11 protein-coding genes are annotated in these 7,697 nt (G+C 68.5%); 5 read left to right on the top strand and 6 right to left on the bottom strand.

From position 1 onward, the window contains the following. Positions 1-356: 356 nt before the first annotated feature. A complete protein-coding gene (locus tag GVN21_RS18780) occupies positions 357-1,109 on the bottom strand; it encodes an A24 family peptidase (RefSeq protein WP_166576271.1) in 753 nt (250 codons plus the stop codon). Between the two features lie 133 nt (positions 1,110-1,242). On the opposite strand from GVN21_RS18780, the gene GVN21_RS18775 reads away from it, so the two are divergent. Genes GVN21_RS18775 through GVN21_RS18755 form a run of 5 tightly spaced genes read left to right on the top strand, consistent with a single transcriptional unit; the run spans position 1,243 to position 3,040 of the window. Beyond that, on the top strand, positions 1,243-1,566 hold the full coding sequence (locus GVN21_RS18775; RefSeq protein WP_166576270.1) for a metalloregulator ArsR/SmtB family transcription factor: 324 nt from the start codon (positions 1,243-1,245) through the stop codon (positions 1,564-1,566). Beyond that, entirely contained in the window at positions 1,563-1,988 is a 426-nt protein-coding gene (locus GVN21_RS18770) for an SRPBCC domain-containing protein (RefSeq protein ID WP_166576269.1), read from the top strand. The genes GVN21_RS18775 and GVN21_RS18770 overlap by 4 nt, the downstream gene beginning before the upstream one ends. Positions 1,989-2,000: 12 nt before the next feature. Beyond that, positions 2,001-2,204 carry a hypothetical protein gene (locus tag GVN21_RS18765; RefSeq protein WP_166576268.1) on the top strand — a complete coding sequence of 68 codons (204 nt, stop codon included), beginning with the start codon at positions 2,001-2,003 and terminating at the stop codon, positions 2,202-2,204. Positions 2,205-2,207: 3 nt separating this feature from the next. Beyond that, a complete protein-coding gene (locus GVN21_RS18760) occupies positions 2,208-2,654 on the top strand; it encodes a DUF1801 domain-containing protein (protein WP_166576267.1) in 447 nt (148 codons plus the stop codon). Then, positions 2,651-3,040: a DUF1801 domain-containing protein gene (locus GVN21_RS18755; RefSeq protein ID WP_346764289.1), complete on the top strand. Its 390-nt coding sequence runs from the start codon at positions 2,651-2,653 to the stop codon at positions 3,038-3,040. The genes GVN21_RS18760 and GVN21_RS18755 overlap by 4 nt, the downstream gene beginning before the upstream one ends. Before the next feature lie 27 nt (positions 3,041-3,067). Here GVN21_RS18755 and GVN21_RS18750 read toward each other — a convergent pair whose 3' ends face one another. From GVN21_RS18750 to GVN21_RS18730, 5 genes are read right to left on the bottom strand one after another with little or no spacing between them, the layout of a single operon-like run. Continuing rightward, positions 3,068-4,939, bottom strand: a complete 1,872-nt coding sequence (locus tag GVN21_RS18750; protein WP_166576266.1) for an HAD-IIIC family phosphatase — start codon at positions 4,937-4,939, stop codon at positions 3,068-3,070. After that, entirely contained in the window at positions 4,936-5,370 is a 435-nt protein-coding gene (locus GVN21_RS18745) for a MaoC/PaaZ C-terminal domain-containing protein (protein WP_166576265.1), read from the bottom strand. Before GVN21_RS18745 ends, GVN21_RS18750 begins: the two co-directional genes overlap by 4 nt. A 2-nt stretch (positions 5,371-5,372) precedes the next feature. Continuing rightward, a complete protein-coding gene (locus GVN21_RS18740) occupies positions 5,373-5,609 on the bottom strand; it encodes an acyl carrier protein (protein ID WP_166576264.1) in 237 nt (78 codons plus the stop codon). A 9-nt stretch (positions 5,610-5,618) separates the two neighbouring features. Next, a complete protein-coding gene (locus GVN21_RS21420; protein ID WP_205690175.1) occupies positions 5,619-6,548 on the bottom strand; it encodes a class I SAM-dependent methyltransferase in 930 nt (309 codons plus the stop codon). Then, the gene (locus GVN21_RS18730; RefSeq protein ID WP_166576263.1) at positions 6,545-7,696 is read right to left on the bottom strand and encodes a hypothetical protein; all 1,152 of its coding nucleotides are present in this window, start codon (positions 7,694-7,696) and stop codon (positions 6,545-6,547) included. Before GVN21_RS18730 ends, GVN21_RS21420 begins: the two co-directional genes overlap by 4 nt. Between the last annotated feature and the right edge of the window lies 1 nt (position 7,697).

Raw genomic sequence — 7,697 nt, 5'->3', positions numbered from 1 at the left:
GGCAGCCATCACCAGTTCCACGGCCCCCGACCCACCGCCGCCGCCGCCGAAGTCGCCTTCGCCCGGCGAGGCGACGCCGTCCGCGCCGCCACAGCTGGCCAGCGCCAGGGAGGCGCCCGCGGCCGCCATCGTCATGAGGAATTTCTTGAAGCCGGACATCCTGATCTCCACCTGCGTTGCGCGCGGGGAGTCGGGCGGCTTCCATCAGCCGCGCCAGTCATGGGCCCCGCCTGCCCAGAAGCGGCCTTAACGGCGCTTCGTGACGGTGCGGCCACTGGTCGATGACGGTCCGCCGACCGTCCGACGACAGTTTCGCGGCGCCTTTGTGAAATGCGTTCAGACGGCTGAAGACAGGCTCAGACGCCGATCGGCCCGAAAACCCAGACCAGCCAAGCGCCTACGGCCAGGAATGTCCCGAACGGCAGGCGCTGGTCGCCAGAGACCGACCGTCGTAAAACCCCTGTGGCCAGAACGACACTGAGGCCCGCGATGCCGGCCCACACCAGGACGCTGGGCAATCCCATCCAACCGACCCAGGCGCCGATGGCCCCGAACAGCCGGGGATCGCCGCCGCCCAGCCCCTCGCGCCCACGCAGGCGTCGATAGAGGAAGGCGACGAGCCAGAGGGACAGGAAGCCGGCCGCGGCGCCGATGGCCTGGTGCATCGGCGAGAAGCCTGGGTAGAGCTGCGCCAGGACGGCCGATAGAATCAGGCCGACGGCGCCGAGCGGCAGGGTCAGGCGGTCCGGCAGCCACTGGTGCTCAGCATCGACGACCGCGATCAGCAGCAGCCACCAGGCCAGCAGTGCGGAGATCAGCGCCAGCGGCCCTTCGAAGGCGGCGGCGCTCCAGACGCCCAGGGCCATGCAGGCCAGCTCTATGGCGATGTAGCGGCGCGGGATGGCGGCGCCGCAGGTTCGGCAGCGGCCGCGGAGCAGCAGGAAGCTGAGGATGGGGACAAGGTCGAGCGGGCCGAGCGTCCGGCCGCAGGCCTGGCAGGCGGACCGGCCGACAACGATTGGCCTCTCCGCCGGCAGCCGCAGGCTGACCAGGCCCAGAAAGCTGCCGGCCACGGGCCCCAGCAGGATGGCGGCGAGATCCCAGTACAAGCGTATCGGCTCCAGGCGTTTGGGTGCGCACCTAGCATGAAATCTGGAAGGCAAGGTCGCACGTCGAGAGCGGTTGACGAACGCATATCCACGTGGTTATGAATAACTCATAGCTGCTCGGTTATTGGTTTACATGACCCCCGCCCCAGACGTCCTGTTCCGCACCCTCGCCGACCCGACCCGCCGGGGCATCTTCGAGCGGCTGTGTCGCGATGGGGAGCAGACGGTGGCGGCGTTGACCGCGCGTGCGGGGGTTTCACAGCCGGCGGTCTCCAAACACCTGGGCGTGCTGAAGCAGGCCGGCCTGGTGCGGGACCGACCCGACGGCCGCCAGACCCACTACAGCGCCCAACTGGAGGCGCTGGCCCCCCTGGTCGACTGGACCAGCGAGATGACCCGGTTCTGGGAGAACCGTTTCGACGACCTTGAGAACCTCCTCAACAGGATGGACCAATGACGCAGACCCGATCCGTGGTTGTCGAACGGGAGATGCCCCATCCGCCGGATAAGGTCTGGCGGGCGCTGACCCAGCCGCACCTGATGGAAGAGTGGCTGATGAAGAACGACTTCGTCCCCGCCGTCGGCCACCGGTTCAACCTGCGCGGCGCCTGGGGCGGGGTTCTGGACTGCGAGGTGCTCGAGATCGAGCCGATGCAGTCGCTCTCCTACAGCTGGAACTTCGACAACGAGGACCCGAACTTCGCCCTCAAGAGCGTGGTGACCTTTACCCTCATGCCCACCGCCGCCGGCACGCACCTGCGGGTCGAGCAAGCCGGTTTCCGGCCCACCCAGAAGCAGGCGCTCGGCGGCGCCCTGCACGGCTGGACCGACATGCTCGGCAAGCTGGATCAGCTCGTCGCCACCCTCGACGACCACTGAGGAGAGACCGTCATGACCCCGTGGATCCGCCAGGCCCACCGCTGGATATCCATCGCCTTCACCCTGGCGGTCATCGCCAACCTGGTTGCCCTGACCATGGGGGTCCAGGAGGCCTGGATCGGCTTTCTGGCCCTGGGTCCGTTGATCCTGCTGATGATCAGTGGCCTCTGGATGTTCTTCCGGCCCTACTTCACCCGGCGCCGGAGCGAGGCCTGAGCCATGGGCCGGAAGATATCTTCCCGGCCGCCGCTGAAGTCGGAGGATGGCAAGCCCATCCTGCTGTCCGGGGGCAATCCTCAGATCGCCAAGGGCTATGGCAACGTTCCGGTCCAGGCCTATCTCGACGCCGTGCCGGGCTGGAAGCAGGGCGTCTGCCGCAAGGTCGACGCCCTGGTCGAGCGGATCGTGCCGGGCGTGGCCAAGGCGGTGAAGTGGAACAGCCCCTTCTACGGGGTGGAGGAGGGCAGCTGGTTCCTCAGTTTCCACTGTTTCGACAAGTACGTGAAGCTGACCTTCTTCCGCGGGACCTCCATGGAGCCGCTGCCGCCGGGCGCCTCCAAGGTTCCGGAGGTTCGCTACCTCGACATCCGCGAGAACGATCCTATCGGCGAGGAACTGGAGAACTGGATTCGCCAGGCCTCCAAACTTCCCGGAGAACGCCTGTGACCGACCCGACGCCCTCACAGCTGATCGACCTGAAGATCGAGTCCCTGCCGGACTGGCGCGGCGAGACCCTGGCCCGCGTGCGCGCCCTGATCCATGAGGCCGATCCCGAGGTCAAGGAGACCTGGAAGTGGCGCGGCGTGCCGGTTTGGGAGCACGACGGCATCCTCTGCACCGGCGAGACCTACAAGGCGGTGGTCAAGCTGACGTTCTCCAAGGGCGCCTCGCTGCCCGACCCCAAGGGCCTGTTCAACGCCAGCCTGGAGGGCAATGCCCGTCGCGCCATCGATATCGCTCAGGGGGCGGCGGTCGACGAAGCGGCGTTCAAGGCGCTGATCCGCGCGGCGGTGGAGCTCAACACCGCGAAGAGGACTCGCAAGAAGGGCTGATCGCGGGCGGGGGCCAAGAGCCATTGGTTATGCAGGCGCCGCCTCGATAGTCACGGCTGTGGCCAGTGGCTCGGCGTGTTCGAGAGCCAGACGCCAGTTCCCTGGCTCGACGGCGGCAAAACCCATGCGGTCGTAGAACTCGCGCACCAGGCCGTTGCGGCCGCTGTCGATCCACCGGCCGTTGAGGGATCGTGCGCCGGCCGCCCGCGCCGTCTCGATCAGCTGGTTCATCAGCGCCTGTTCGACGCCGCGCTCCAGAACACGGCAGGACATCAGCCAGCTGTCGATCTCCCAGTCGGGCCCGCCGAGGCCCCGCACGATGACCACGCCGATCATGCCATGGTCGCCGAAACGGTCCGACAACCGCGCCTGCCATGTCAGCACCTCGGGATCGGCGGCCAGGGCGGCGACCTGTGGCTCGGTGTATCGGCGGCTGGTCAGGTTGAACTGATTGGACTTGGCGATCAGCTGGGCGATGCGGCTCCTGCCGATGGCGTCGAACGGGCCTATGCTCAGCCGCATGTCCAGGCTGTCGAGCCAGGTCTGGTAATCGCCCGACAGGTCCAGGGCCTGTTGCGCCGAGGCGCGGGCGACATAGGCCTGTGCGCGCCCGGCGTCCTCGGCGCTGAGCGGCAGATGCTCGAACACGCCGCTGGCGATCACCGCCGCCGGGTAGCCGGCCGGATCGTCCGGCAATTCGGGAACCATGAGGCCGGGCAGGGCGGCGCGCACCCAGGCCCGCTCGGCGGGGTTGTCGTCGAGCAGAACCAGCGAGTCCGTCGTCAGGCCCAGGGACTTTGCAATGGCGGTGAGTGCGCTGGCCTTGTCGTTCCAGCCGGCATGGAAGGCAGTGATGTGCGAGGGCTTCAGCAGCATCTCCGGATGCTGTTCGAACGGGGCGCGGGCGATGCTGTCGGTATTCTTCGAGCAGACCGCCAGCACGATGCCGCGCTCGCGCAGATCCAACGCCAGTTTCTGCACGGCGAGGTAGGCCTCACCCTCGCCCGACCCCTGGCCCAGCCGGATGCCCTCCAGCCCATCATCCCCGATGACCCCGCCCCACAGGGTGTTGTCCAGGTCCAGCACCAGCGCCCGGCCTGACAGTCCCGCCATGGCTGCGAGCAGGCGGCACAGATGGTCGGCCACCAGCGGCCCCAGCGCAGGGTCGAACGGCAGCTTCGCCGCATGCCAGCGGGCCGGATCGCGGAACCGACCGCCGCCGATCTCCGCCGCCAGCCCCGCCAGGTCCCACAGGGCCCAGCAGCCGGCGGCCATGCCGTCCGCCAGCATCAGATTGAACGCCTGGACCAGCCGGGTCGGGCTGGCTGGAAGGCCGAGGTCCGCGGCAGCCAACGGCGGAGGCACGGCCTCGGTGGTCAGGATGACGGGGGCGCCAAGCGCGTTGCGTAGCCCGGCTGCGACCCGCTCCAGCCGATCCCGAGGATTCTCCGGGCCCGCCTTCGGCATGAACAGGACCGCATCGAACCCGGCGGAGTCCTCGAGCTCAAGCTGGCCATCCGCTACCGCCGCGCCGACCCCGAATGGCGCCTCCAAGGTCTCGATCAACAGCCCGCGCGCCAGCCCCGCCGCCGGCAGATCGGCGGCGAGCAAGGCCAGAGTCTGCTCGCCCACGATGGCCAGTTTGAACCGTCGCAGGCCCTGGACGCCGGCCGGCCGCCGCGCCAGACGTCCCGCGATCCGCCCCAGCTTCACCGCGTCCAGCGGGGCCGGCCGCTGGCCCGCCAGGGCCCGCAAGGCGTGAGTGAGGGCGGCTGGAACCGGGGCGTCCTCCGGAAGGGCGGCGATGCGGTCGGCCAAGGCCTTGCAGGCCTGGTCCCAGTCTGGCTGGCGCGGCGGCCGCCAGAAGAAGCTGGTCACATCCAGGCTTGAGCCGGTCATGGCGCGATCCGCTCGGGCGGGACCAGGCTCTGGGCTGACCCGGTGGCGATCAGCCGGTCCCCTGTCCGGATACTGAAGCGCAGTTCGACCAGCCCCACCGCGGGCGAGACATGGGACACCTCGAGCCTGAGCACTGCCTCCTCGCCCAGGTAGAGAGGCTTGCGGTAGTCGATGCTCCAGCGGGCAGACACCGCGTCGTCGCCCGGCAGCACGCTGCCCAACAACCCGGAAAGCTGCGCCAGCATCAGCCCGCCATAGACGATCACGTCCTCATAGCCCCGGCCGCGGGCGAAGGCGGCGTCGGTGTGGATGGCGCTGCGGTCGCCCGACAGGGACGCGAAGGCCGCCATCGCCCCGGCGTCGATGATGAAGGTCCGTTCGGCGCACTGGCCGACGGCGATCGGCGGCGAGGGGCTGTCCGGCCCGGCCATCGCTAGCCCTGCTTGGCCCGGATCAGGTCGGCCAAAGCCCCGAGATTGGCCAAGCCCGCGATCTCGGCGGTGGAAAACCGCACCCCGAAGGTCCGCTCGGCCAGCACTACCAGCTGCACATTGGCCAGGCTGTCCCACTGCTCGACCTCGGCGGCGGTCAGGGCTCCGGTGATCGGACCCTCGTACTCGTCGAAAAGGGTGCGGAGGATGTCCTCGAGTTCAGGCTGAATCTGGCTCATCCGTCCTCTCTAGAGCGGCCGGCGGGCGATGACGACCGTCGAGATGGCCAGCTTCAATTTCCGCGCCCGGTCCAGGCTGGCGCCGGCCGCCGGCGCCAGAAGCACATCCTCGATCTCCAGCCCGGCGGCGAGGACCAGATCGACGATCGCCTCGGGCGTCTCGAAGAGGGTGATGTGGTCCGGCGCCGGGGAATTGACGGGTGCGTTGATGAAGGCCCGTCCGCCGGGCGCCAGCAGGTCGTGGACGCGCGCCAGCGCCTCGGCGGGCGCTTCCAGGTGCTCCAGCACCTCAGAGAAGGCGATGGAGTCGAACCGGCCCAGTTGCGCCTCAAACAGGTTGGAGAGCAGCAGGGAGGGTGCGGGCCGCCGGAGCGCCGCGAAGGTCTTCTCGACCAGGGCCAGGCTGGCCGGGCTGATGTCCCAGCCAACGCAGGACTCCGTCCGGCCATCCTGTTCCGCCAGCAGCAGGAACAGCCCATGGCCCGGTCCGATCTCCAGATGCCGCGCCTGCGTCCCATTGCCGGGAAGATAGCGGTCGCGGAACCAGGCCAGCACCGCCGTATGGTTCGACCACCACAGCTGTGACAGCAGAAGGCCGTTCATGTAGCGGGTCATGTAGGCCGGATCGGCGTAGACCAGCGCCTCGGCCTCGGCAAAGCTGGACAGCCGGTATCGACCCTCGCGCCGGAAGAACAGCTCCTCTTCCAGCACAGCCCCGGCCAGCCAGCGATAGTCCTCGCACAGCCGGGCCAGATCCTCGCCGGCGATCGTCTCTATGGTCGTCGCGAGGCTCTCGCAGAAGTCGTCGGCCCCGGCCGCGAACCGCCGCCGCAGGAAGCCCTCATGTTCGGGAAACGCCGCCAGTTGAGCGGCGATCAGCCTCTTCAGAGCCGGCCCCGCGCCGGGTGCGATCTCCCTGTCATCCAACGCCTGGCTCACGGCTTCGCCTTCGAATTATGGTACTCCCAGGCGACGACCCGCCGACGCATTTCCTGAGCGTAGGGCTCGAAGGTCTCCACGGTCAAAACGTTCTCGCCTCGGCCGATGGCCTCCAGCATCCGGCGACCAGCGACCGAGCCGTAGAGGTGGGTGGTGTCGAAATAATTGCCCATGTCCTCGACCAGGTCCCGTTCCAGGTCGAAACCGTACACCCTGGTGTTGGCATAGGGAGAGACCGCCGCGATCATGCAGCGGCGCGATTGAAGAAAGGCGGCCATTGCGGGCTGGCCTTGCACCCGTGCGTTCCGCTCAGGCCGGTTGAAATCCGAATAGGCGGCATAGCTGTAGGGCGGGATGATGATGTCCAGCCGAACGCCGCGGGCCTGCAGGCGACGCGCGAAGTCCGCGATCTGGGCGTTGGCCTCGAAATCGGCGCAGGTCAGACTGGTCGGCGCGTCCAGCCGCGGCTTCTGCTGGGCCATGAAGCTCTTGTAGCGGCCGACCACGCGCGGCGTCTGGCTCACCCTGTGCCGCCTGGCCCATGCCGCCCGGAGCGGAGCGATGTCCCATTGCCGATCGTCGTAGCTCTGGCCCGTGGCGAGCCGCCAGGCCAGGCTCAGCGAGGTCGGGGTCATGGCGCCCAGGTCGTTCAGCGGCGTGTCGTCGTACAGCGCGTTGGGAAAGTTGGGCTGCATCCGCTGGGCCGGCGCGAGGTAGCCCAGATCGTAGCTAAGCAGGACTCGCTTGAGGTTCGGCGCCCGCGCGACCCGGTCCATGACCACCGCCTGGTCTTTCGGTTGCGCCCCGAGATAAACGATGGCGTAGCCACGCTTCACCCCCGACAGATGGCGGGCCAGATCCGGCCCCTCGAACTGTTGGGCCGAAGACGATCCGATCAGAATGGCGTCGAAGTCCCCGTTGGTGGCCACGTTCAGCACCTGGGTCTGCGCCGACCCCGCCAGGGTCTTGCCGGACAGATGCGGTCGCGCCCCCCAGGGATAGAGATCGTGCGGATCAACCAGGGTGACGAACAGAGCCAGACCCAGCGCCACCCCCAGCGCGCCCCCGGCCGCGACCAGGAAAGGCCAGCGACCGGGCCACCGCAGGGGTCGCAAACGGCTTCGCAGCAGGCGGGTCCAGCCGGTCACG

The organism is Caulobacter sp. SLTY, from assembly GCF_009905535.1.
In the GTDB taxonomy this organism is placed as follows: Bacteria; Pseudomonadota; Alphaproteobacteria; order Caulobacterales; family Caulobacteraceae; genus Caulobacter.
The sequence above is the reverse complement of the archived record's forward strand: the minus strand, read 5'-3'. Positions and strand labels throughout refer to the sequence as shown.

Excerpts from the sequence above, each read along its gene's own strand:
- GVN21_RS18765 (WP_166576268.1), top strand. The coding sequence starts at position 2,001 with ATGACCCCGTGGATCCGCCAGGCCCACCGCTGGATATCCATCGCCTTC.
- GVN21_RS18750 (WP_166576266.1), bottom strand. The coding sequence starts at position 4,939 with ATGACCGGCTCAAGCCTGGATGTGACCAGCTTCTTCTGGCGGCCGCCG.
- GVN21_RS18740 (WP_166576264.1), bottom strand. The coding sequence starts at position 5,609 with ATGAGCCAGATTCAGCCTGAACTCGAGGACATCCTCCGCACCCTTTTC.
- GVN21_RS18770 (WP_166576269.1), top strand. The coding sequence starts at position 1,563 with ATGACGCAGACCCGATCCGTGGTTGTCGAACGGGAGATGCCCCATCCG.
- GVN21_RS18775 (WP_166576270.1), top strand. The coding sequence starts at position 1,243 with ATGACCCCCGCCCCAGACGTCCTGTTCCGCACCCTCGCCGACCCGACC.
- GVN21_RS18745 (WP_166576265.1), bottom strand. The coding sequence starts at position 5,370 with ATGGCCGGGCCGGACAGCCCCTCGCCGCCGATCGCCGTCGGCCAGTGC.
- GVN21_RS18760 (WP_166576267.1), top strand. The coding sequence starts at position 2,208 with ATGGGCCGGAAGATATCTTCCCGGCCGCCGCTGAAGTCGGAGGATGGC.